The organism is Pseudomonas sp. FP198 (assembly GCF_030687895.1).
GTDB lineage: Bacteria > Pseudomonadota > Gammaproteobacteria > Pseudomonadales > Pseudomonadaceae > Aquipseudomonas.
In genome coordinates this window covers 4310354-4330715 of sequence record NZ_CP117452.1, presented here as the reverse complement: position 1 = coordinate 4330715, position 20362 = coordinate 4310354, and the positions used below count along the sequence as shown (strand labels likewise).

Here is a 20362-nt window from a genome sequence, read left to right as displayed (position 1 = left end):
GCGACGATCCTCAGGCGAACAGGCGGTCGGTGTTGATGAAGCCGCGCTGGTTTTCCGGGCGCGATTGGCGGCAGTGTTCGGCGACGCTGGGGTTGGCGTTCATCCAGCTGAGTTTGAGCGGCTGCGGCGCGTATAGCGGGTTCGGGTCCATCGGGTGTTGCAGGGCGGTCAGCACCATCAGGGTGTCCATCGGTGCGTATAGCTCGATGTAGTCACCGGCCTTGGAGTTGCCCTCCACGAAGTGGAAGTGGCCGGCCTCGTCGACATCGACCCGGCTGAACAGGTTGAGGGTCATCAGCAGGTCGGACAGACCCAACCCCCATTTGCCCAGTTCTACCAACAGGTTGTCGGTGCCGTTGCGGAAGAAGCCGTTGCGCAGTTCCTGGTAACGGCCCTGACCATATTTTTCAGCGACTTCCTCGGCGCAGAGCACGCCGCCAAAACTATCGCTCCAGCCACAGGTATCCGCAGTGATTGCCGCCAATACCCGGCCCATGTCCGAGTACAGGCAGTGGCCAGCGGTGAGCTTGGCGGTGTGTTGGCATTTCAGACTGTCCGGCAGGTTCAGGCGCTCGGTTTTTTCGTTGGCATTGAGCAAGGTAAGGCTCACGTTGGCGCCGCCGCGCACATCGATCAGGCGCAGCAGTTGGCCGCGCTTGAGGACGAACGAGCGATGGCCACCACCGGGCAGCAGTTCTTCGGCGAAGGGGGGAAACAGCTGGATCGAATCGGTCATGGAATTTCTCCTTTCAAGCGATACGCAACGTGCCGGCCAGTTCGGCGGGCAGGGCGTCGACGGCGGCACGGGCGGTGCGGCGGTCGCTGTTCAATGGGATGTCGTAGGTGATGCGTGCGCCATAGGCGCCAGGGGCGTGTGGATCGACGCGAACCTTGTCGAACACCAGCAGGCGCGTGCCAAGGCTGAAACCTTCGGACAGGTCATGGGTCACCATGAACACGGTCAGCCGGGTTTCCCGCCAGAGCTCCAGCAGCAGGGCATGCATGTCTTTGCGAATGCCGGGGTCGAGGGCGCCGAAGGGTTCGTCCAGCAACAACACCCGCGGCTTCATGATCAGCGCCTGGGCGATGGCCAGCCGTTGCTGCATGCCGCCGGAGAGCTGCGCGGGGTATTTGTCCAGCGCGTGGCCGAGGCCGACTTTGTCCAGCAGTTGCGCGGAGTCTTCGCGGGCCTGGCGTTTGGCGCCGCCGAACAGACGCCCCAGCAGCGGCAAGCGCGGCAATTCCAGGCCGAGGGCGACGTTGTCCAGTACCGTCAGGTGCGGGAATACCGAGTAACGCTGGAACACCACTCCACGGCTGGCATCCGGCTCGCCCGCCAAAGGCTCGCCGTCCAGCAGGATCTGGCCGCGACTGGCGCGTTCCTGGCCCAGCAGCAGTCGCAGGAACGTCGACTTGCCGCAACCCGAGGCACCCACCAGGGTGCAGAACTCACCCTCGGCAACGCTCAGGTTCAAGCGCTCGAGCACCACTTGATCGGCATACTGCTGCCAGACGTTGTTTACGGTAATGAAGCTCATGCCTTCGCCCCCTCGTACCAGGGAAATGCTCGGCGGGTCAGGCGCTTGAGGCCCCAATCCATCAGCCAGGCGAGCAGGGTGATCCACACCACGTAGGGCAGGATCACATCCATCGCCAGGTAACGACGCACGAGGAAAATCCGATAGCCCAGGCCATCGGTGGAAGCGATGGCTTCGGCAGCGATCAGGAACAGCCAGGCCGAACCCAGCATCAGCCGCAGGGAAATCAACAGGCGCGGCAGCAATTGCGGCAGCACCACCCGCAACATCAGGGTCCAGGTGGAGGCCCCCAGCGTCTGGGCCTTGATCAACAGCTCAGGCGGAATTTCCCGGGCACGCTGCTCCAGGTCGCGGGCCAGGCACGGGGTGATGCCGATGACGATCAGCATCACTTTCGATAACTCCCCCAGGCCGAAGACGATGAACAGGATCGGCAGGATCGCCAAGGGCGGCACCATCGACACCACGGTGAGCAGGGGCGACAACGGCGCGCCGAACAGCGGCAGCGTGCCGGCGGCAATGCCCAGGCACAGCCCGGCCAGGGCGCTGATGCCGAGGCCGATCGCCAACCGGCGCAGACTCGACGCGGTGTCCTGCCAGAGCAGGTAATCGCCGCTGCGAGCGTCGGCGGTGAAGGCCAGGCGTTTGACCGCATCGGCCATTTGCACGGCGCTGGGCAGCAGCTTGTCGTTGGGGTTGTCCGTGAGCCGTTCCGCCGAGCCCATGAAGTAGGCAAACAGCACCAGCGCAAATGGCAGGATCACCAGCAACAAGCGGCTGGGGCGATCCGGGTAGCGGTTGATCAGGCGCATGCCAGTCCTCCGGTCCTACAACTTGGCGTCGGCGGCCAGTTGCACGTAGGTGGGGTCGAAGCGCAGCTTGAGGTTGGTTTTGTCGCCCTGGGTCACGCCATTGGCGAACGCCATGCCCACTGCGTCGGCATCCTTGGCGCCTTCACCCAGCAGACCGTGGCGGAACGAGAACTCGGCGACCTTGCGCAGGGTGGCGGGCAGTTGTTCGCTGGTGGCGAAGGCGAGGGCTTCCTTGGGGGTGGCAAACAACCGGGTGGTGTCCAGTTGCGCCTGGAAACCCTTGAGGTCGGTGCCCGACGCCTTGGCCATGTGTTCCAGCGCGGCATTGGCGGCTGCGTTCCTGGCGTTCATCAGCGCCACCACTTCGAACCAGGCGCCGGTCAGTGCCTTGCCCAGGGCCGGGTTGTCTTTGAGCGTCTGAGTGTTGACCACCATCATGTCCATGATTTCGCCGGGAATCTGGCTGGAGTTGAATATTTCGCTGACACCCGGCTGGGCCTTGATGTCCGAGAGCATCGGGTTCCAGGTGGTGACGGCCTTGACCTGGTCGGTGTTGAAGGCGGCAGAAATATCGGCGTCGGAGGTGTTGACGACTTTCAGGTCTTTCTCGGCGAGGCCGACCGAGTCCAGGGCCCGAGCCAAGAGGTAGTGAGACACCGACAATTCCACCAGATTGACGTCCATGCCCTTGAGGTCGGCGACTTTCTTGCCCTCGCCCTTGAGGACGATACCGTCGTTGCCGTTGGAGAAGTCACTGACGATCAGTGCGGTGCTGTCCACGCCGCCAGCGGCGGGAATGGTCAGGGCATCCATGTTGGTCATGGTGCAGCCATCGAACTGACCGGCGGTGTACTGGTTGATCGATTCGACGTAGTCGTTGAGCTGCACGACATCGATGGTGATGCCGTACTTCTTCGCCCATTTGTCGACGATGCCCTGGCTGCCGGCGTATTCCCAGGGCATCCAGCCGGCGTAGATGGTCCAGCAGACGCTGAAATGGTCCTTGGGCGCGGCGTGGGACGGAAGGCTCGCGAAGGCCGCAAGCGCGGCGAAGAGCAGGGAGGACAGACGAAGCTTGAGCATGGTGGTTCTCCAGTTGATCAAGGGCGGACAGGAGCAACGCGGCACCGCGAACGGTGGCTTGTCTCCCGGGCTTTTGTCCCGCCGTGTAACCTCAACTGGAGGTCGCCAACTCTCGGACCAGCCACTCGCCAGAGGCGAGCCGGAACCCTAGTCAGCCATTGCAAATTGTGGTGCCGCGAACCTGTGATGACTCCTGCACAAGGTTCGTTAAAGCGAGAGCCGTGCCAAGTACGCGCAAGCCCCGGCCCAGAGCGACCGCATGCCAGGAAGGCGCGGACCTCAAGCGGATTCATGCGTTGTTGTGGTGCCGTGGCGCACCGCAATGAAGCAAAAGGCTACATGTTTCGAGTTATTGCAACGTCGCACCAGATTCCGATTTCGCTGTCAGATTAATCGTCAGTCACCCCAATAGATGACTGCCGCCCGTCAGCGTCGCTGATGTGGCCCATCCGCGGTCCAGGAGGCCGCCATGTATCGACGACTGCTGCTCATTGCGTTTCTCGGTTTGACTCTTTCGGCCTGCGTGCCTTACTCCGACGGAGGCTCCAGCTACTACCGTTCCGAGGTCTACACCTCACCGGCGCCGGTCTATTACAGCGGCGGTGGAAGTTACTACTCGGCACCGCGTGGCTATTACGCACCACCACGGTACTACCAGCCGGCGCCGCGTTATTACTCGGCTCCACGCTACTACCAGCATGGCCCACGCTATTACTCGCCACCGCGAGCGGCGTATCGCCCCTATCCGCATCGAGGCGGTTGGGACGGCCGGGACCGGGGCGGCTGGAATGACGACCGTCGCGGCCGGGGCGGACGTGACCGTGGCCATGATCATCGGGGACGTGGCCATGATGGACGTGGTCATGACGGACGGGGCGGTCATCGCTGACGGATCGGCAGCAAAAAGCGGCGCATTGAGCGCCGCTTTTTTTGTGCCTGCCATAACCCTGATCCTCTAGCCCTTGTGGGAGCGAGCCTGCTCGCGAAGGCGGTATGCCTCACACAACATTGCTGTCAGGGCCGACGCCATCGCGAGCAGGCTCGCTCCCACAGGGCAGGTCCCCGCCAAAGGTATGCCTTACCAAAGGCGCGTCCGTTACTCATTGGACAAATCCGCCAACGGATGCCGCCCCTCCCACACCTTGTGGAAATGCGCCTCGACCGCCGCTTGCGGCACATGATTGATATCCGGCCAATGCCAGCGGGGCTTGTGGTCCTTGTCGATCAACCGCGCCCGCACGCCTTCGCTGAATTCCGGATGGCGGCAGCAGTTGAGGCTCAGGGTGTATTCCATGCGGAACACACCGGCCAATGACAAATGGCGGGCGCGGCTGATCTGCTGCCAGACCAGGTGCGCCGTCAGCGGCGAGCCTTCGGCCATGGTCCTGGCGGCCCGGGCGATCAATGGGTCCGGATGATCCACCAGCAGGCTCAGGGCTTTCCAGGCGCAGCGCACGTCGCTGACATCCAGCCACTCATCGATTTGCTGCCGACGCGGCAACCACTGGGCTTCGGGCTGTTGCGGCAGAGCTTCTTGCTGCAGGGCCTTGAGCAGGCTGTTGAGCTGCATCTCGGTCTGTTCCTGCCAGTTGAGCTGCAACAGACCTTCGATCAGGTCGTCCTGTTGCTCATCGAGTAGAAAGCGATCGGCCAGACCCAGGTCGATGGCATCCCTGGCGTTCATGTGGGCGCCGGTCAGGCCCAGGAACAGGCCAAGCTTGCCCGGCAGGCGCGACAGGAACCAACTGGCGCCGACGTCCGGATACAAGCCGATGCTGATTTCCGGCATCGCCAGGCGACTGCTCGGCGTGACGATTCGCGTGCTGGCGCCTTGCAGCAGGCCCATGCCGCCGCCGAGTACATAGCCATGCCCCCAGCAGATCAACGGTTTCGGATACGTGTGCAGGTTGAAGTCCAACCGGTATTCGGCGGCGAAAAACTGCGCCGCCAGCGGCGGCACTTCGCCGGGGTGGGCGCGACACGCTTCGACCAGGCTGCGCACCTCGCCACCGGCGCAGAACGCCTTGGCACCGTTGCCGCGCAACAGCACACAGACAATCTGCGGTTCCCGGGCCCAGGCGTCGAGGCGATCGCGCAGGGCGTTGATCATCGGCAGGGAAAGGGCGTTCAAGGATTTTTCAGCATCCAGGGTGGCGACGCCCAGGCGCGCCCCGTTGATGCCGGTCAGTTCTTCGAAGTGCAGATTCATCGTGACCTCGATCGGAAAATTGAATGATCAGTATGACTGCTGTGGGGGAAAGTGCCGGATTGACGTCAGATCAATTGACAAGCCCTGTAGGCTTTCCTAGGGTGCGCCCATTGTTTCTACCGGGTGCAACCATGACCGCTGACGACCGTATCAAACTCGAACCCAGCTGGAAGCAGGCACTGCGTGCCGAGTTCGACCAGCCGTACATGGCGGAGTTGCGCGAGTTCCTGCGCAGTGAATACGCCGCCGGCAAGGAAATCTATCCGCCGGCCCCGCTGATTTTTAATGCACTCAATTCCACGCCGCTGGACAAGGTCAAGGTGGTGATCCTCGGCCAGGACCCATACCACGGCCCGGGCCAGGCCCATGGCTTGTGCTTTTCGGTGCAGCCGGGCGTGCCGACGCCGCCGTCGCTGGTGAACATCTACAAGGAATTGAAGCGCGACCTGAACATCGATATCCCCAACCATGGCTATCTGCAGAGCTGGGCCGACCAGGGTGTGTTGTTGCTCAACACGACGTTGACCGTGGAGCGCGCCAATGCCAATGCCCACGCTAAAAAAGGCTGGCAGCACTTTACCGACAAGGTCATCGAAGTGGTCAGCGAACACCAGCCGCACCTGGTATTCCTGCTGTGGGGCGCTCATGCCCAGAGCAAGCAGAAGCTGATCGATGCGACCAAACATCTGGTGTTGACCTCGGTCCACCCGTCGCCGCTGTCAGCCCATCGGGGCTTTATCGGCTGCGGGCATTTCAGCCGGACCAACAAGTTTCTCCAGCAGCATGGCGAGCAGCCGATCGATTGGCGATTGCCGCCGGTTTAGGTGGTTGGCAATAAGGGCCCCTTCGCGAGCAGGCTCGCTCCCACAGGGGGTTGAGGACAAACACAAATCCCGATGTGGGAGCGAGCCTGCTCGCGAAGAGCACAACTCGGTCTACAAGTCCGGATCCGGCCTGCGAACCCAATACCTGAACAACGGCTCCGCCAGAAACAGCACGAACAACAGCCGCATCACCTGCAGCGCCGTCACCAATGGCACCGACAGTTGCAGCGTCTCCGCCGTCAGGCTCATTTCGGCGATACCGCCGGGCATCATGCCCAGGGTCAGCGAACGCAAGTCCAGGTGGGTCAAGGTGCTCAGGCCCAAGGCGGCAAGGGTGGCGATCAGCATGGTCAGCACCGTGCCGATCAAGGTGCGGCCCATGAACGAGGGTGCGCGGCGGAAGAACTGCCGGTTGAAATGACAACCCAGGCCGCTGCCGATCAGCCATTGGCCGATCTGGCTGCCGCCATCGGGCAGGCCGATGTGCAAATCCCAGCCGATACTAACCGCCGCGCTGACCAACAAGGGCCCGAACAGCCATGGATTGGGTTGGCGCAAGCGCTCCCAGATCCAGGCGAGCAGGGCACCCGCCGGAAACAGAACCGCCAGCCACAACCAGTCCACCGCCGCGGCGTGTTGCACTGGCGTGCCGTCACCGAGCAGATACTTGAAGGCGGCCGGCACGCACAACACCACCACCAGCACACGCAGGCTCTGGCCCGCGGCAACATGGCTGAGCATCGCGCCATTGCGGGCGCCGAGGTTGACCATCTCGCCGGAACCGCCCGGCATGCTGGAGAAAAAGGCCGTGGCGCGGTCTTCGCCGGTGCGGCGCATCAGCCAGACACTGACGATGCTGGACACGCTGGTGATCAGCGCGCCGAAGAAGATCAGGCCGAAGTGGCTGAGGACTTGTTCCATCACCACCGGCGTGAAGTGCAGGCCGATACCGATGCCCACCACCCATTGGCCGCATTTGCGGCCGCCGGGGATTTCCATCAGTTGCCAGGGACTGAGACAGCGCACCAGGATGATCGCCAACAGCGAGCCGACCATCCAGGGCAAGGGCCAGCCGATCAGGCTGGCCAGATAACCGCCGGCCAGGCCGACCAGCGGTGTTCCCCACCATTGTCTGAAAGTTGTCGCCTCAGACATTGGCCAGGGCACGACGCTGGGCACTGCGACGACGCCAGATCCGCAGCAGCGGCAGGAACAACATGATTGCCGTCAGGACCCAGCAGCCGAAGGTGATCGGGCTGGACCAGAGGATTTCCAACGCGCCATTGGAAATCGACAATGCACGACGCAGGTTCTGCTCCATCAGACCGCCAAGGATGAAGCCCAGCAGCACCGGTGACAGTGGAAACTCCAGCTTGCGCAGGATGTAGCCGAAGATGCCGATGCCGATCATCAGGAACAGGTCGAACGTTGTGGCGTGCACCGCGTAGACGCCGATCCCGGTGATGATCGCGATGACCGGCACCAGTGCCCAGTTCGGCACAGCCAGGATGCGGGTGAAAATACGGATCATCGGAATGTTGAGGATCACCAGCATGACGTTGGCGACGAACAACGAGGCGATCAGACCCCAGACGATGTCCGGCTGTTGCTGGAACAGCAGCGGGCCGGGCGTGATGTTATACAGCGACAGCGCGCCGATCATCACCGCCGTGGTGCCCGAACCTGGGACGCCGAGGGTCAGCATTGGCACCAGCGCACCGCAAGCCGCGCCGCCGATGGCGGTTTCCGGGGCCGCGAGGCCGCGCTTGTCGCCCTGGCCGAACGTCCCACTGGCGCCCGCCATGCGTTTTTCGGTCATGTAGGCCACGGCACTGGCCAGGGTTGCGCCCGCGCCAGGCAATACGCCCATGATGAAACCGAGCACGCCGCAGCGGATGTTCACCCAGAACACCGAGGCCGCTTCCTTGAAGTTGAACATCATCCGCCCGGTGGCTTTCACCGCTTCCTGGCCGCGATGGGTTTTTTCCAGCAGCAACAGGATTTCGCTGATGGAGAACAGGCCCAGCACCAGCACGACGAACTGGATGCCATCGGTCAAATGGATGTTGTCACCGGTAAAACGGTACACGCCGCTGTTCGCATCGATGCCGACGCAAGACAGGAAAAGCCCGATCAGCGCAGCGATGAAGGTCTTGAGCGGTCGGTCGCCGGCCATGCCGCCGAGGCAGACAATGGCGAACACCATCAGGACGAAATATTCCGCCGGTCCGAAGGCGATCGCCCATTTGGCCAGCAGCGGCGCAAATAACACCATGCCGCAGGTAGCGATGAGCGCGCCGATGAACGAACTCCACGCCGACAGCGACAACGCCACCCCGGCCAGGCCTTGGCGGGCCATCGGGTAGCCGTCCAGGGTAGTCATCACGGTAGACGCTTCACCCGGGATGTTGAGCAGGATCGAGCTGATGCGTCCGCCGTATTCGCAGCCCAGGTACACCGCCGCCAACAGGATCAGCGCCGACTCCGGCGGCAGTCCCAGGGCGAAGGCAATCGGGATCAGCAGCGCCACGCCGTTGATCGGCCCCAGGCCCGGCAGCAGGCCGACCACGGTACCGATCAGCGTGCCGCTCAACGCGGTGACGAGGTTGTACGGCGTCAGCGCAACGCCAAAACCCTGGCCGAGATAATTCAGGGTATCCATATCAATTCTCCAGGACGCCGAGCAGGCCCAGGGGCAGCGGCACGTCCATCAGCTTGTCGAACAACAGATAAAGACCAATGGCCATGAGGCTGATGATCACCACGCTCGGCACCCAGCGGCCGCCGTACAGACGTGCCATCGGCACGCCGATCAGAATGCTGGCGAGGATGAATCCCAAGGGCTCGAAGGTCCCGGCGAACACCAGTAGCAGCGCCACGCAGATACCGATCTTCTGCAGGGTTTCACGGTCCAGGTGCGGATCGTCTTCGCTGTGCACGACGGGCGTGGGACGAAACAGCATGTACAGCAGCGCCAGCCCCATCAGCCCGAGTATCAGCAGGGGAAAGGCACGCGGGCCAACCGGTTCATAGGAAAAGGCTGCCTGATAAGGCCAGGCCATCAGTGCCAGGCCGATGCAGGCCAGCAGCAGCACCGCGGCAATAATACGTTGGATGACGAGCATGACTAACTCCTGGGCGGCGCCGACTGTGCCGGTGCCGCCGCGAGAACAGAGGCGATTACTGGATCAGGCCGAATTCTTTGGCCAGCATCTTGTAGTCGGCCACTTGCTTCTTCACGTAGGCGTCCAGCTCCGGACCGGTCATGGCGAACGGGAACAGTTCACGTTGGTCGCGCAGCTTGGCGAACTCTTCGGAGGCCAGCAGCTTGTCGAAGGCATTTTTCCACCATTCGTATTCTGCATCGGTGACCTTCGGGCCCAGGTAGAAGCCACGTACTACCGGCCAACGGATGTCGTAGCCTTGTTCCACGGCGGTCGGGATGTCTTTCATCTCCGGCTCGTCCAGGCGTTTATCAGAGAACACCGCCAGCAGACGCATGTCGCCGCTCTGGATGTGTGGCATGGAGTCGGAGATGTCGGTACTGCCCACCTGGATATGGCCGCCGAGCAGGGCGGTCGCGATTTCACCGCCGCCTTCAAGGGCTACGTAGCGCAGTTTGCGCGGGTCGATGCCGGCAGCCTTGGCAATCAAAGCGGTCTGCATCCAGTCCTGGCTGCCGACGGTACCGCCGGAACCGATCACCACCGAGCCCGGATCTTTCTTCAGCGCCTGTACCAGATCGTCGAGGTTTTTGTAGGGCGAGTCGCTTTTCACAGCGATGGCGCCATAACTGGTGCCCACGGCCGCGAGCCAGCGCACATTGGTTTCGTCAAAACGGCCAAACTTGCCTTGCGCCAGGTTCAGCAACGAGCCACTGGACCAGGCCACCAGCGTGCCGGCGTCGGCCGGGCGTTGTGCGACGACTGCGTTGTAGGCCACCGCGCCGACACCGCCGGGCATGTAGGTGACGCGCATCGGCTTGGTCAGCAGTTTTTCGTTGACCAGCGCACTTTGCGCCAGTTTGCAGGTCAGGTCGAAACCACCACCTGGAGCGGCGGGGGCGATGCATTCGGGGCGCTTTGGCTCCTTGGCTGGATCGGCGGCGAGCGTTGGCCCGGCGAACATCAGGCATCCGACGGCTAGGGCTACTTTACGCAGTGCTAGGTTCATTTTTGTCTCCACAGGAGTTGTTGTTTTGTGTTTCAAATCAGGCTTCGCAGCGCTGTACGGCGCAGACCCGCAAACGCGTTTCAAAGACGCGGCAGTTCGGTCTGCGCAGCGGCACAGGCAAGGGTAGTCTGGTTGGGGCAGGAATGGCGGGTGGGCGTTGAAGCCAGAAGCTGTATGGACAGCATGATGAATACTCCGCTTATTGTTTTTATTCGGCGAAAACGCTTCGAGGCGTTTTTCGTTTCGCGAGGTGTTTCGCGACCGGCAGTCGAAACTGTCCGTGGAGCGACTCTAGCGGCCCAACCTTTCGCTAACCTTTCAATAGCTGTCAGGATGATTTTGAGCTTCACAGTGGCGAATGCGGCTGTAAACTCCGCGCCAAAGAATGGCCCCGACCATCCCTGAATCGAGGAAAACTCCATGCGTGTCCTGCTCGTCGAAGACCATCTGCAGCTCGCCGAAAGTGTCGCCCAGGCCCTCAAGAGCACGGGGTTGACGGTGGATGTGCTGCACGACGGGGTGGCCGCCGACCTGGCCTTGAGCAGCGAGGAATACGCGGTGGCGGTCCTTGACGTCGGGCTGCCACGCATGGACGGCTTCGAGGTGCTGGCGCGCTTGCGGGCGCGGGGCAAGACGTTGCCGGTGCTGATGCTGACCGCTCGCAGCGACGTCAAGGATCGGGTCCATGGCCTGAACCTCGGCGCCGACGATTACCTGGCCAAACCTTTCGAACTCACCGAGCTTGAGGCGCGGGTAAAGGCACTGCTGCGCCGTAGCGTACTGGGTGGCGAGCGGCAGCAGCGCTGTGGTGGACTGGTCTATGACCTGGACACCCGGCGCTTTACCCTCGACGAGGAACTGATGACCCTGACCTCTCGCGAGCAGGCTGTCCTGGAAGCGTTGATCGCCCGGCCCGGGCGGGTGATGAGCAAAGAACAGCTGGCGGCGCAGGTGTTCGGCCTCGACGAAGAGGCCAGCCCCGACGCCATCGAAATCTATGTCCATCGCCTGCGCAAGAAGCTCGACGGCCATGCGGTGGCGATCGTGACGTTCCGCGGCCTGGGCTATCTGTTGGAAAACCGCGATGCATAAGCCCGACAGCCTGCGCTGGCGGCTACTTCGCAACCTTGCTTCGTTGCTCGTGGTACTGATGCTCGCCAGTGGCCTGAGCGCCTACTGGAATGGCCGTGAAGCCGCCGATACGGCCTACGACCGGACGCTGCTGGCGTCGGCCCGAACCATCGCCGCCGGTCTTTCGCAGCGCGACGGTACCCTCAGCGCGGACGTACCTTATGTAGCTCTGGACACCTTCGCCTATGACAGTGCCGGACGTATCTATTATCAAGTCAACGACATTCACCAGAAGCTGATCTCCGGCTACGAGAATCTTCCCGGGCCGCCGCCCGGTACGCCGCGCACCGACGATTACCCGGCGCTGGCACGTTTCTACAACGCCAGTTACCAAGGGCAGAATGTGCGCGTGGTGAGCTTGCTCAAGGCCGTGAGCGAACCCGAAATGAACGGCATGGCGGAAATCCGCGTGGCGGAAACCGAAGAGGCGCGGGTCAGCATGGCCCGCAGCTTGATGGCCGATACCTTGTTGCGGCTGGGCATGCTGGCGGTGGGCGCGCTGTTGCTGGTGTGGTTCGCGGTCAGCGCGGCGTTGCGCCCGCTGGAACGCTTGCGCACGGCGGTGGAGGAGCGCCAACCGGACGATTTGCGGCCGTTGCCGCTGGTGGAAGTCCAGCACGAATTGTGGCCGTTGGTGCGCGCGCTCAATCATTTCACCGAACGGCTGCGCGGCCAGTTCGAACGCCAGGCGCAATTTATCGCCGATGCCGCCCATGAGCTGCGCACGCCACTCGCGGCGCTCAAGGCGCGCCTGGAGCTGGGCTTGCGTGCCAGCGAGCCGTCGACCTGGCGCGAAACCCTGGAAACCGCCGCCCAGGGCACTGACCGCTTGACCCATCTGGCGAATCAACTGCTGTCGCTGGCGCGGGTGGAGAACGGCGCGCGGGCAATTGCCGAAGGCGGCGCACAATTGCTCGACCTGAGCCAGCTCGCCCGAGAATTGGGCATGGCCATGGCGCCACTGGCCCATGCCCGTGGGGTTGCGTTGGCCCTGGAAGCCGATGAACCCGTCTGGTTACGGGGCGAGCCGACTTTGCTCAACGAGCTGTTGAGCAACCTGGTGGACAACGCCCTGGCCCATACCCCCTCGGGCGGTAACGTGATCCTGCGGGTCACCGCGCCGGCGGTACTGGAAGTCGAGGATGACGGCCCAGGCATTCCCGAGACTGAGCGGGAACGGGTATTCGAGCGTTTCTATCGGCGCAACCAGCAAGTGGCCGGCTCGGGATTGGGGTTGGCAATTGTCGGAGAAATCTGCCGTGCGCACCTGGCGCAGATCACCCTGCATGATGGGCAGGAGGGCGGGTTGAAGGTGCGGGTGAGTTTTGCTCCTGGCTCCGAATGAGCTCAGTCGAACGCTGTTGTGGCGAGGGGCAGCGGGGATAAATCCCCTCGCCACAGGTTCAGGCCCCGGCTCTTTCATTGGCCGGCCTGCTCAATAAAACATCGACCGAGCTTCTTCGATATCCGCGCAGCGGTCCTTGTTGTCCAGGTCGATGCCCAGCTTCCTGATCGCCGGAACCCCGAACGCGTCAATCCTGCTCAGCGGATGGTCGGCATCCTTGTAGCAGTACAGCGCGGCAACCTGCACCAGGTCGACATAATCGAGTTGCTTCGAGTCTCGGGTGAAATCCAGGTACAGCCCCGGCAACTTCACCAACCGTTCCGGAAACTCCCAGACACTGAGCAGCTTGTCCCCCAGCACGGGATGGATCGTCTCGATGACGTGATTGAGGCTGACCGGGTCCGACAGCAACTCATTGTTGTCTTCGGCGTACGTCAGGATCGGCAGCACGCCGATCTGATGGACCAGTCCACCCAGCGCCGCCTGATCGGGCTTGAGATGCGTGTAGCTGCGACATAATGCATAGCTGACGCCGGCGATCTCCAGGCTCTTGCGCCAGACTTCCCGCATCTTTTGCTCAACCACTTCGGAGCGAGCATGGAATATCTGCTCCATGACCAGCCCGATCGCCAGGTTGCTGCTGTAGTTGACCCCCAACCGCGTGATGGCCGTGTGCAGGTCCGTTACTTCCTGGGTGGCACGCAGCAGGGGGCTGTTGACTACTTTTATCAGGCGCGCCGAGAGGGCGGTGTCACGACCAATCACTTTGCTCAGGTTGCTGACGCTGATTTCCGGGTCTTCGGCGGCCCGGCGAATCTGCATGGCCACTTCCGGTAATGTTGGCAGGACCAGGTCATCATTATCGATGGCCGCCACCAAATCCCGCTGGACCTTATTCGCCAAATCGCTCATTTCGGTTCTCTAGGGTGTTGCGACAAAATGTTGCGATCAACGCTGGATTTCGCGGTCGCGGTCCAGTTCGTAAGGCAAGTCCAGCAATTGTAGCGCGGGTCCTTCCAAAGCCCCGAGGTGCAAATTGCCATCTTCCGCTGCTTCGGCCTGCAATACCGCCAGCAGTTCAATGTTTTGTTCGGCGCGGGCAGCAATGACCACTTCGCCGATGGAACTGCCGTGAGTGGGGGAGAACAACGGAGTGCCCGGCTCTGGCAGCTCGCCTGCCTCCAGCTGCAGGCGATAGAGCCGGCGCTTGAGCTTGCCGAGGTACTGCATGCGCGCGACGATTTCCTGGCCGGTGTAGCAGCCTTTCTTGAAACTCACGCCGCCTACGGCCTGCAGGTTGAGCATCTGCGGAATGAACAGCTCGCGAGTAGCCGGCATGACCTGGCCAATGCCCGCGCGAACCTGGCCCAGCAGCCAGCGGTTGAGGTCGCCTTCGGCCAGTTTCGCGCCCAGGCGAGTGCGCAGCGTATCGGCCTGTTCGGCGCGAGCCCAGAGCTCGGCGCGGCCTGGAGAGACGCGGATGGCGATCAGGGATTCATGGCGAACCACGCTGTCGGTATCGACCGGCAGTTCCAGGCCCAGGTCGGTGAGCGTGGCATCGGCGCCTTCCAGTCCGAAGCGAACCCATGCGGCGCTCTCGTCGGTGAGCTTGGATTTGGAGAACACGGCGTATTTCTTCAGGTCCGCCAGTTGCGGTTCGAGCAATTCAGCGGCCATTGCCAGGAGCACGCCTTCGCCTTCAAGCAGGATCCTGAAGCTCGATTGCATCCGGCCCTTCTGGGTGCAACGGGCACCGAGGCTGGCCCGGCTGTCGCTCAGGTAGTTGAGGTTGCAGGTCAATTGGCCTTGCAGGAATTTGCTTGCGTCCACGCCGCGGACCGCGAGAACGCCTTCGTGGGACAGGGTGCAGAAAAAAGCGGAATCAGCCATGGGTCATCGCAGGGTAAAAAGTCTGGCAGACATCATAAGGGGACGCCCTTGAAATGGGTAGTTCACAAAGGATCGGAGGCGCCCGACCAAAGCCGTCTGTTCCGCTACGGCCGGGCCTGTATACTTGCGCTCTATTTGAGGAGTGCTCCATGGTCGAAGATGTTGAACTGAATCGCCTCTACTGGCACAGCCGCCGCGGCATGCTTGAGCTTGACGTGCTGCTGGTGCCATTCGTGAAGGAGGTCTACCCACACCTTGATGAAGTCGACCGTGCGTGTTACGTCCGTTTGCTCGAATGCGAGGATCAGGACATGTTCGGCTGGTTCATGGAGCGCAGTGAATCCGAGGATCCGGAACTGCAGCGCATGGTCCGGATGATCCTGGACCGTGTCCAGCCCAAGTAGCCGCTTCGAGTGCCGCTGGCGCGCCTCCCGGCAGCTGCTGGCGGCCTATCTCCTGGCCCAGGTGTTTGCCTTGGGCTCGTTGTTTCTGTGCTCGATTCCTCCCTGGCTCGCCGTCGTTGCTTCCATGTTGTGCCTGGGCCACGGCGCCTGGGTGCTACCGCGATATCTGTTGCTGACTCATCGCCAGGCTTTTCGTGGTTTGCGTCGAGATGCCGACGGCTGGCAGCTCTGGAGCGAGGGCGGCGGCTGGCAGGCGGTGCAGTTGCGGCCGGACAGCCTGGCATTGCCGATGATCGTGGTGCTGCGCTTTCGCTTGCGGGGCGAGTGGTGGGTCCGCTCGTTGTGCGTGCCCCGCGACGCGCTGGCGCCGGATGTCCATCGGCGCCTGCGGGTCCGGCTCAGGTTCAGCCGGCGTAGGTGGGCGGTACCAGGATAGTGTCCAATGCCTCGGGCAGCAGGTCCGGGTAGTCGAGGGTGTAGTGCAGTCCTCGGCTTTCCTTGCGCTCCATGGCTGAGCGAATCATCAGTTCCGCCACCTGCGCCAGGTTGCGCAACTCGATCAGGTCGCGGCTGACTTTATAGTTGCTGTAGAACTCATCGATCTCATCGAGCAGCAAACGCACCCGATGCTGGGCCCGTTGCAGGCGCTTGTTGGTGCGTACGATGCCGACGTAGTCCCACATGAAGCGCCGCAGTTCGTCCCAGTTGTGGGCGATGATCACGTCTTCGTCCGAGTCGGTCACCTGGCTGGCATCCCAGGTAGGCAGGGTGGTCGGGATGGCAACCTGCGGCAACTGCTCGAGGATGTCCGCCGCCGCCGAGCGGGCATAGACGAAACATTCCAGCAGCGAATTGCTGGCCATGCGATTGGCACCGTGTAATCCGGTAAAGCTGGTTTCGCCAATCGCATACAGGCCGGGTACATCGGTGCGGCCGTGCTGGTCGACCATCACCCCGCCGCAGGTGTAATGCGCCGCCGGCACCACCGGGATCGGCTGCTTGGTGATGTCGATGGAAAATTCCAGGCAGCGTTCATACACCGTGGGGAAATGACTTTTGATGAAGGCTTCGGGTTTGTGGCTGATGTCCAGGTACACGCAGTCGATGCCCAGGCGCTTCATTTCATGGTCGATGGCCCGCGCAACGATGTCCCGTGGCGCCAGTTCGGCGCGCGGATCGAAGCGCTGCATGAAGCGTTCGCCGTTGGGGAGCTTCAGGTGAGCGCCTTCGCCGCGCAGTGCCTCGGTCACCAGGAAGCTCTTGGCCAAGGGGTGATACAGGCAAGTGGGGTGGAACTGGTTGAATTCCAGGTTCGCCACTCGGCAGCCTGAACGCCAGGCCATGGCAATGCCGTCACCGCAGGCACCGTCGGGGTTGCTGGTATAGAGATAGACCTTGGCTGCACCGCCGGAGGCGAGGATCACGAAGCGCGCCCCGTAGGTGTCGACTTCACCGGTGCCACGATTGAGCACATACGCACCCAGGCAGCGGTCGCCTTCCAGGCCGAGGCGTTTCTCGGTGATCAGGTCGATCGCGACTCGCTGCTCCAGCAATTCGATGTTCGGTCGCTGCCGGGCCTGGGCCAGCAGGGTCTTGAAAATTGCCGCGCCGGTCGCATCGGCTGCATGGATGATCCGCCGGTGGCTGTGGCCGCCTTCGCGTGTGAGATGAAATTCAAAGCCGCCATCTTCGGTACCCGATTGCTCGTCACGGGTGAAAGGCACGCCCTGGTCGATCAGCCATTGGATGGCTTCCCTGCTGTGCTCGACGGTAAAACGCACGGCTTCGCGATTGCACAACCCGCCGCCGGCGTTAAGCGTGTCGTCGACATGGGATTGGATAGTGTCCGTGTCATCCAGCACGGCGGCGACGCCGCCCTGGGCCCAGAACGTCGAGCCGTTGGCCAGGTCGCCTTTGCTCAGCACTGCTATGCGCAGGTTCGCGGGCAATGTCAGCGCAAGGCTCAATCCGGCGGCGCCGCTGCCGATTACCAGAACATCATGTTGAAACTGTTGGCTCATTCGAATGGTTTCCGCTCAAAGCGACCCGGGTCGGGGTTGGTGCCAGGCATCCGGTTCAATGGGGGGCAGGCGACCGTGCAGCCCACTAGTATATAGAGGGGGGGATCGGCACAATAGCCGGGCGTTCATGGCAATATGGAACCAGTGCGACAGGGAAGCGACGCGCTTCGTCGGATCAAGGTTTTGCTGAAACGGCGACAACGCAGCCTTTTCGAGGACAGAACGCGGTTTATCTCGTCACGGTTGCTAAATTTTCGTTTCGAAGAGCTACAAATGGTGGGAACTTTTGCCAAGCGCCTAGGTTCAATAGACGGTTGTCTGCAAAAGGGAACAGCGTCGGGTTGGTGCAGGACTTCGATTCGAGTCCATCCGACAGGCCCGACGACAGATTATTCGCGCGGCCGGGGAATCTCGTGCTGCGTTTTTCGTGCGTGCCGGATCAGAGCCCGCCGGAAACTTGCTTGGAAGGGGGAGAACTTTTGCGAAAAGCCCGAGTCTATGGTTGCAAGCTTGGACGATTAGTAATGCAAGCCTCCTTCGAGCTTATCGAGGAGTGTTCATGCTAACCCAGGAAGAGGATCAGCAGCTGGTCGAGCGCGTTCAACGCGGCGACAAGCGAGCTTTCGATCTGCTAGTGCTGAAATACCAGCACAAAATTCTCGGGTTGATCGTGCGTTTTGTGCACGACACCCATGAAGCCCAGGATGTTGCCCAGGAAGCCTTCATCAAGGCGTACAGGGCACTTGGTAATTTCCGCGGGGATAGCGCGTTTTATACGTGGCTTTACCGCATCGCCATCAACACGGCGAAAAACTATCTGGTTTCACGCGGCCGCCGGCCGCCGGATAGCGATGTCAGCTCCGAGGATGCAGAGTTCTATGACGGCGATCACGGCCTCAAGGACCTCGAATCACCGGAACGTGCATTGCTGCGGGATGAGATCGAAGGCACTGTCCATCGAACCATCCAGCAACTGCCCGAAGATTTGCGTACGGCTTTAACTTTACGTGAATTCGACGGTCTGAGTTACGAGGACATTGCCAGCGTCATGCAATGTCCGGTGGGTACCGTGCGCTCCCGGATCTTCCGCGCTCGGGAGGCCATCGATAAAGCCCTGCAACCGTTGTTGCAGGAAAACTGAGACAGCGGCGACAGCCAAGAGAGGAACGCCATGAGTCGTGAAGCCCTGCAGGAATCGCTGTCCGCAGTGATGGATAACGAAGCGGACGAATTGGAATTGCGTCGGGTATTGAATGCCTTTGACGATGTTGAAACCCGTGAAACCTGGGCTCGCTACCAGATTGCCCGGGCGGTGATGCACAAGGACTTGTTGCTTCCACGCCTGGATATCGCTGCGGCCGTTTCTGCTGCTCTGGCTGACGAAGCCGTGCCGGCAAAAGCCTCCCGCGGTCCATGGCGCAGCCTGGGTCGCCTGGCAGTTGCTGCCTCGGTTACCGTAGCTGTACTGGCAGGTGTGCGTCTGTACAACCAGGATGAGATTGCCGGCGTGCAAATGGCGCAGCAGTCCAATCAGCCTGGCTTGGCAGCACCACAGGTCAAGGGCCCGGCGGTACTGGCCGGCTACAGCGAAGGTTCGGAAGCTGCCGGTCCTATGGCCAACGGCGTCCTCCAAGGCCAGCCAGGCTGGCATGATCAGCGTTTGCCCAACTACCTGCGTCAGCATGCCCAGCAGGCTGCGCTGAAAGGTACTGAAAGCGCGCTGCCATACGCTCGTGCGGCCAGTCTGGAAAACCGTTAAGGAGGACCATGCGCGCCATACCTCTTTTCTCGCTTCTGGTAGGTGGCTGGTGCGTTGTTCCAGCCTATGCCGGTGAAGCTCAGGACTGGCTCAATCGTCTGAGTCAAGCCGAGCAGCAGCAAAGCTTCCAGGGCACTTTCGTTTACGAGCGTAACGGTAGTTTTTCTACCCATAACATCTGGCATCGCGTCCAGGATGGCAAAGTCCGCGAGCGGCTGCTCCAGCTCGATGGTTCGGCACAGGAGGTCATGCGCATTGATGGAAAAACTCAATGCGTCAGTGGCACCTTGATCGCCGGGCTGGGCAATACGCCAGATGGCACCGCACGTGCGCTCGATCCGCAGAAACTCAAGAATTGGTATGACCTTGCCGTCATTGGCAAGTCGCGCGTGGCCGGGCGTCAGGCTGTCATTGTCGCCCTGACTCCGAAGGATCAGCATCGCTATGGCTTTGAGCTGCATCTCGACAGAGAGACCGGCTTGCCGCTCAAGTCCCTGTTGCTCAGTGACAAAGGCCAGTTGCTCGAACGTTTCCAATTCACTCGCTTGAACATCGGTGAGCCTTCAGACGCTGATCTGCAGGCCAGTGTCGAATGCAAGGCTGTTGCGCAGGGGGCCGGTAAGGCCGCCACGGTGAAAACCGCCTGGCATTCCGACTGGCTTCCGCCCGGCTTTGAATTGACCAGTAGCGCTGCGCACAAGGACCCGGATACCAAGATCCAGGTCAGTAGCTTGATGTATGACGATGGCCTGGCCCGTTTCTCTGTGTTCCTGGAGCCGCTGAACGGTGCAACTGCCACCGACACCCGCACGCAGCTTGGCCCGACCGCAGCGGTATCGCGTCGGCTTACTACACCCCAGGGCGAGATGATGGTGACGGTGGTTGGCGAAATACCTATCGGTACGGCGGAACGGATCGCGTTGTCCATGCGTTCCGACGTCGCGGCAGCCCAATAACACGCTGCCCGGGTGGCTCGATTGCGCAAGAAGCCGGCAAGCGTGCTTGAGCAAAATGCTGAAACTTCCTGTCAGCATTTTCATTTGCAAAAAAACCATTTTTTTTCTATTAGGTCAGAGCCGCTCGGCTCTGGCCTTGTCTGTTTGCGGAACAAAAATACTGGCGTATCGTTCCCAGGTATTTCTGCTCCATATCGCTTAACCATGCTCGTCGTAA

General features: G+C 61.7%; 21 protein-coding genes and 1 riboswitch. Of the genes, 9 read left to right on the top strand and 12 right to left on the bottom strand.

Annotated elements, in window-relative coordinates; all coding sequences use genetic code 11:
• Positions 1-10: 10 nt before the first annotated feature.
• The 4 genes from PSH78_RS19730 to PSH78_RS19715 are packed head-to-tail and all read right to left on the bottom strand — an operon-like array spanning position 11 to position 3433.
• Positions 11-736 (bottom strand): urea amidolyase associated protein UAAP1, encoded by a 726-nt coding sequence (locus PSH78_RS19730; protein ID WP_305496231.1) that lies wholly within the window; start codon positions 734-736, stop codon positions 11-13.
• Positions 737-749: 13 nt separating this feature from the next.
• On the bottom strand, positions 750-1538 hold the full coding sequence (locus PSH78_RS19725; RefSeq protein ID WP_305496230.1) for an ABC transporter ATP-binding protein: 789 nt from the start codon (positions 1536-1538) through the stop codon (positions 750-752).
• A complete protein-coding gene (locus tag PSH78_RS19720) occupies positions 1535-2350 on the bottom strand; it encodes an ABC transporter permease (protein ID WP_024616101.1) in 816 nt (271 codons plus the stop codon). The genes PSH78_RS19725 and PSH78_RS19720 overlap by 4 nt, the downstream gene beginning before the upstream one ends.
• A gap of 15 nt (positions 2351-2365) precedes the next feature.
• Positions 2366-3433 carry a putative urea ABC transporter substrate-binding protein gene (locus tag PSH78_RS19715; RefSeq protein WP_305496229.1) on the bottom strand — a complete coding sequence of 356 codons (1068 nt, stop codon included), beginning with the start codon at positions 3431-3433 and terminating at the stop codon, positions 2366-2368.
• A gap of 60 nt (positions 3434-3493) precedes the next feature.
• Positions 3494-3595: riboswitch (guanidine-I (ykkC/yxkD leader) on the bottom strand.
• A gap of 307 nt (positions 3596-3902) precedes the next feature.
• Between PSH78_RS19715 and PSH78_RS19710 the strand changes: the two genes are divergently transcribed.
• Positions 3903-4322, top strand: a complete 420-nt coding sequence (locus PSH78_RS19710) for a hypothetical protein (RefSeq protein ID WP_305496228.1) — start codon at positions 3903-3905, stop codon at positions 4320-4322.
• 207 nt (positions 4323-4529) lie between these two features.
• Here the strand turns inward: PSH78_RS19710 and PSH78_RS19705 are convergent, their stop codons facing one another.
• The gene (locus PSH78_RS19705) at positions 4530-5642 is read right to left on the bottom strand and encodes an enoyl-CoA hydratase/isomerase family protein (protein WP_305496227.1); all 1113 of its coding nucleotides are present in this window, start codon (positions 5640-5642) and stop codon (positions 4530-4532) included.
• Between the two features lie 131 nt (positions 5643-5773).
• On the opposite strand from PSH78_RS19705, the gene ung reads away from it, so the two are divergent.
• On the top strand, positions 5774-6466 hold the full coding sequence (ung, locus tag PSH78_RS19700; RefSeq protein ID WP_305496226.1) for a uracil-DNA glycosylase: 693 nt from the start codon (positions 5774-5776) through the stop codon (positions 6464-6466).
• 111 nt (positions 6467-6577) lie between these two features.
• Here the strand turns inward: ung and PSH78_RS19695 are convergent, their stop codons facing one another.
• Genes PSH78_RS19695 through PSH78_RS19680 form a run of 4 tightly spaced genes read right to left on the bottom strand, consistent with a single transcriptional unit; the run spans position 6578 to position 10639 of the window.
• Complete coding sequence (locus tag PSH78_RS19695; RefSeq protein ID WP_305496225.1) at positions 6578-7621, bottom strand: AbrB family transcriptional regulator; 1044 nt, start codon at positions 7619-7621, stop codon at positions 6578-6580.
• Positions 7614-9128: a tripartite tricarboxylate transporter permease gene (locus PSH78_RS19690; RefSeq protein ID WP_305496224.1), complete on the bottom strand. Its 1515-nt coding sequence runs from the start codon at positions 9126-9128 to the stop codon at positions 7614-7616. Before PSH78_RS19690 ends, PSH78_RS19695 begins: the two co-directional genes overlap by 8 nt.
• Before the next feature lies 1 nt (position 9129).
• Positions 9130-9591 carry a tripartite tricarboxylate transporter TctB family protein gene (locus PSH78_RS19685; RefSeq protein WP_305496223.1) on the bottom strand — a complete coding sequence of 154 codons (462 nt, stop codon included), beginning with the start codon at positions 9589-9591 and terminating at the stop codon, positions 9130-9132.
• Between the two features lie 55 nt (positions 9592-9646).
• Positions 9647-10639: a Bug family tripartite tricarboxylate transporter substrate binding protein gene (locus tag PSH78_RS19680; protein WP_370870977.1), complete on the bottom strand. Its 993-nt coding sequence runs from the start codon at positions 10637-10639 to the stop codon at positions 9647-9649.
• Positions 10640-11059: 420 nt separating this feature from the next.
• Between PSH78_RS19680 and PSH78_RS19675 the strand changes: the two genes are divergently transcribed.
• Positions 11060-11731: a response regulator gene (locus PSH78_RS19675; RefSeq protein WP_305496222.1), complete on the top strand. Its 672-nt coding sequence runs from the start codon at positions 11060-11062 to the stop codon at positions 11729-11731.
• The gene (locus PSH78_RS19670) at positions 11724-13115 is read left to right on the top strand and encodes a sensor histidine kinase (RefSeq protein ID WP_305496221.1); all 1392 of its coding nucleotides are present in this window, start codon (positions 11724-11726) and stop codon (positions 13113-13115) included. The genes PSH78_RS19675 and PSH78_RS19670 overlap by 8 nt, the downstream gene beginning before the upstream one ends.
• A 90-nt stretch (positions 13116-13205) precedes the next feature.
• Here the strand turns inward: PSH78_RS19670 and PSH78_RS19665 are convergent, their stop codons facing one another.
• Together PSH78_RS19665 and PSH78_RS19660 are read right to left on the bottom strand one after the other, a co-directional pair.
• The gene (locus tag PSH78_RS19665) at positions 13206-14027 is read right to left on the bottom strand and encodes an HDOD domain-containing protein (RefSeq protein ID WP_305496220.1); all 822 of its coding nucleotides are present in this window, start codon (positions 14025-14027) and stop codon (positions 13206-13208) included.
• A 36-nt stretch (positions 14028-14063) separates the two neighbouring features.
• A complete protein-coding gene (locus PSH78_RS19660) occupies positions 14064-15005 on the bottom strand; it encodes a folate-binding protein YgfZ (RefSeq protein ID WP_305496219.1) in 942 nt (313 codons plus the stop codon).
• A 149-nt stretch (positions 15006-15154) separates the two neighbouring features.
• Between PSH78_RS19660 and PSH78_RS19655 the strand changes: the two genes are divergently transcribed.
• Positions 15155-15409, top strand: a complete 255-nt coding sequence (locus tag PSH78_RS19655; RefSeq protein WP_039593311.1) for a succinate dehydrogenase assembly factor 2 — start codon at positions 15155-15157, stop codon at positions 15407-15409.
• Positions 15393-15845, top strand: a complete 453-nt coding sequence (locus tag PSH78_RS19650) for a protein YgfX (RefSeq protein ID WP_305496218.1) — start codon at positions 15393-15395, stop codon at positions 15843-15845. The genes PSH78_RS19655 and PSH78_RS19650 overlap by 17 nt, the downstream gene beginning before the upstream one ends.
• Here the strand turns inward: PSH78_RS19650 and nadB are convergent.
• Positions 15814-17430, bottom strand: a complete 1617-nt coding sequence (nadB, locus tag PSH78_RS19645) for an L-aspartate oxidase (protein WP_305496217.1) — start codon at positions 17428-17430, stop codon at positions 15814-15816. The genes PSH78_RS19650 and nadB overlap by 32 nt on opposite strands.
• Before the next feature lie 559 nt (positions 17431-17989).
• Here nadB and rpoE point away from each other — a divergent pair.
• The 3 genes from rpoE to PSH78_RS19630 are packed head-to-tail and all read left to right on the top strand — an operon-like array spanning position 17990 to position 20145.
• Entirely contained in the window at positions 17990-18571 is a 582-nt protein-coding gene (gene rpoE, locus PSH78_RS19640; protein ID WP_003172477.1) for an RNA polymerase sigma factor RpoE, read from the top strand.
• Positions 18572-18601: 30 nt separating this feature from the next.
• Positions 18602-19189 carry a sigma-E factor negative regulatory protein gene (locus tag PSH78_RS19635; protein WP_305496216.1) on the top strand — a complete coding sequence of 196 codons (588 nt, stop codon included), beginning with the start codon at positions 18602-18604 and terminating at the stop codon, positions 19187-19189.
• An 8-nt stretch (positions 19190-19197) separates the two neighbouring features.
• On the top strand, positions 19198-20145 hold the full coding sequence (locus PSH78_RS19630) for a MucB/RseB C-terminal domain-containing protein (protein WP_305496215.1): 948 nt from the start codon (positions 19198-19200) through the stop codon (positions 20143-20145).
• The last annotated feature ends 217 nt before the right edge of the window (positions 20146-20362 follow it).

Bases quoted from the DNA above. Each gene is read 5' to 3' on its own strand.
- PSH78_RS19730 (WP_305496231.1), bottom strand. From the start codon at position 736: ATGACCGATTCGATCCAGCTGTTTCCCCCCTTCGCCGAAGAACTGCTG.
- PSH78_RS19725 (WP_305496230.1), bottom strand. From the start codon at position 1,538: ATGAGCTTCATTACCGTAAACAACGTCTGGCAGCAGTATGCCGATCAA.
- PSH78_RS19720 (WP_024616101.1), bottom strand. From the start codon at position 2,350: ATGCGCCTGATCAACCGCTACCCGGATCGCCCCAGCCGCTTGTTGCTG.
- PSH78_RS19715 (WP_305496229.1), bottom strand. From the start codon at position 3,433: ATGCTCAAGCTTCGTCTGTCCTCCCTGCTCTTCGCCGCGCTTGCGGCC.
- PSH78_RS19710 (WP_305496228.1), top strand. From the start codon at position 3,903: ATGTATCGACGACTGCTGCTCATTGCGTTTCTCGGTTTGACTCTTTCG.
- PSH78_RS19705 (WP_305496227.1), bottom strand. From the start codon at position 5,642: ATGAATCTGCACTTCGAAGAACTGACCGGCATCAACGGGGCGCGCCTG.
- ung (WP_305496226.1), top strand. From the start codon at position 5,774: ATGACCGCTGACGACCGTATCAAACTCGAACCCAGCTGGAAGCAGGCA.
- PSH78_RS19695 (WP_305496225.1), bottom strand. From the start codon at position 7,621: ATGTCTGAGGCGACAACTTTCAGACAATGGTGGGGAACACCGCTGGTC.
- PSH78_RS19690 (WP_305496224.1), bottom strand. From the start codon at position 9,128: ATGGATACCCTGAATTATCTCGGCCAGGGTTTTGGCGTTGCGCTGACG.
- PSH78_RS19685 (WP_305496223.1), bottom strand. From the start codon at position 9,591: ATGCTCGTCATCCAACGTATTATTGCCGCGGTGCTGCTGCTGGCCTGC.
- PSH78_RS19680 (WP_370870977.1), bottom strand. From the start codon at position 10,639: ATGAACCTAGCACTGCGTAAAGTAGCCCTAGCCGTCGGATGCCTGATG.
- PSH78_RS19675 (WP_305496222.1), top strand. From the start codon at position 11,060: ATGCGTGTCCTGCTCGTCGAAGACCATCTGCAGCTCGCCGAAAGTGTC.
- PSH78_RS19670 (WP_305496221.1), top strand. From the start codon at position 11,724: ATGCATAAGCCCGACAGCCTGCGCTGGCGGCTACTTCGCAACCTTGCT.
- PSH78_RS19665 (WP_305496220.1), bottom strand. From the start codon at position 14,027: ATGAGCGATTTGGCGAATAAGGTCCAGCGGGATTTGGTGGCGGCCATC.
- PSH78_RS19660 (WP_305496219.1), bottom strand. From the start codon at position 15,005: ATGGCTGATTCCGCTTTTTTCTGCACCCTGTCCCACGAAGGCGTTCTC.
- PSH78_RS19655 (WP_039593311.1), top strand. From the start codon at position 15,155: ATGGTCGAAGATGTTGAACTGAATCGCCTCTACTGGCACAGCCGCCGC.
- nadB (WP_305496217.1), bottom strand. From the start codon at position 17,430: ATGAGCCAACAGTTTCAACATGATGTTCTGGTAATCGGCAGCGGCGCC.
- rpoE (WP_003172477.1), top strand. From the start codon at position 17,990: ATGCTAACCCAGGAAGAGGATCAGCAGCTGGTCGAGCGCGTTCAACGC.
- PSH78_RS19635 (WP_305496216.1), top strand. From the start codon at position 18,602: ATGAGTCGTGAAGCCCTGCAGGAATCGCTGTCCGCAGTGATGGATAAC.
- PSH78_RS19630 (WP_305496215.1), top strand. From the start codon at position 19,198: ATGCGCGCCATACCTCTTTTCTCGCTTCTGGTAGGTGGCTGGTGCGTT.